At 75.2% G+C, this 1,301-nt stretch carries 1 protein-coding gene; it reads right to left on the minus strand.

Features of this window, described 5'->3' with window-relative positions; genetic code table 11:
* Positions 1-176 precede the first annotated feature (176 nt).
* Positions 177-1,301, minus strand: a 1,125-nt coding sequence (locus NH602_RS30925; protein ID WP_253069703.1) for a hypothetical protein, incomplete at its 5' end; no start/stop codon positions are given.

The following is a 1,301-nucleotide window of genomic DNA, read 5'->3' on the forward strand; positions in this document are numbered from 1 at the left end:
CGACGACCCTCCGACGAGGGCAGGAGCGGGGCCAGCCGGGCCCACTGAACGTCGGTCAGGACCGCAGTGCGCGACACCGCTACAGCATCGCGCACCCCGACCCACCTATTTCGGAGACACGCCCTAGGCCCGTGCGGATACGCCTTGTGGAGCAGCTCGCCGTCGGACTCGAGTGCTCACAAGCCCAGCCGGGTCACGGCATTGCCCACGAGCGGGGCGTGGTCGCGGTCGTAGGTCTCGATCATGGCGTCGCTGGTGTGGCGGGTCTGGCGGCGCACCGAACGGTGGTCGGCGCCGTTGCGGCGGGCGGTGGTGACGAACCCGGCGCGCAGTGAATGGAAGCCGATCGGGCCCGGCAGGCCTGCGGCGTCGGCGCGGCGACGGACCATGGCGTGCAGGGCGTCGCCGGTCATCGGTGTGTCGATGAGGGCGCCGCCGCGGCGGATCGCCCGCAGCAGCGGTGTGTGCCCCGCCAGCGCAGGCACCGGGGCCCGGAACGACCGGGCTGTCTGCCCGGGAGACCCCGCCGCGCCGGCGTCGACCGGTGAGAAGGCGCCGACGCCGTCAGCGCTGTCGTCAGCGCTGTCGGCGGTGGGTTCGGGGTGCGGGAACAGGTGGCCCAGGTCGGGCCAGGACGGGGTGGCCAGGACCGCGCGCATCAGTGCCGGGCGACCGTGCGGGGCGGCGGCGAGCAGCCCCATCCAGCGCAGCACTGCGCACGGCGGGCAGGTCCCGGCCCGGGCGCCGTAGGGCAGCACCACGGTGGCACCGCGACTGGTCTGGTCGGTCTTGGACCGGGCGATGTGCACGTGCAAGCCGTCGGCGGGGTGGAAGGACACGTCGGCGATGGTGAGGGCGGCGAGCTCGCTGCGGCGCAGCGCTCCGGTGAATCCGATCAGCAGCGCGGCGGCGTCGCGGGCGCCGATCAGCCCGGCCGGCCACGTCCCGAAATCCATGTCCGCGAGCACGGTGCGCAGGTCCTCCAGCAGGAGCGGGCGCATCTGGTGGGTGGCGTGGGCGCGGGTGCGGCGGATCCCGGTGAGCACCGCCCCGACGGCCGGGTCGCGGGTCGGGGACGGGTGGCCGGCGTCGTGGTGAGCGGCGGCGATCGCGGCCAGGCGCCGGCCCATCGTGGCCGGGGAGAACACCGCGTCTCCGTCCGCGGTGCGGGTGGCCTCGAGGTCGGCCAGGTACAGCCGCACGGTGTCCACCGCCGCCGGCAACGCCGGTAGCCCCGCTGCGGCACACCAGCGGGAGAAGTGCGCCCAGTCCCCCGCATAGGCGGCGCGGGTGCGCGGTGC

Source organism: Pseudonocardia sp. McavD-2-B, from assembly GCF_024124365.1.
Classification (GTDB): Bacteria; Actinomycetota; Actinomycetes; order Mycobacteriales; family Pseudonocardiaceae; genus Pseudonocardia; species Pseudonocardia alni.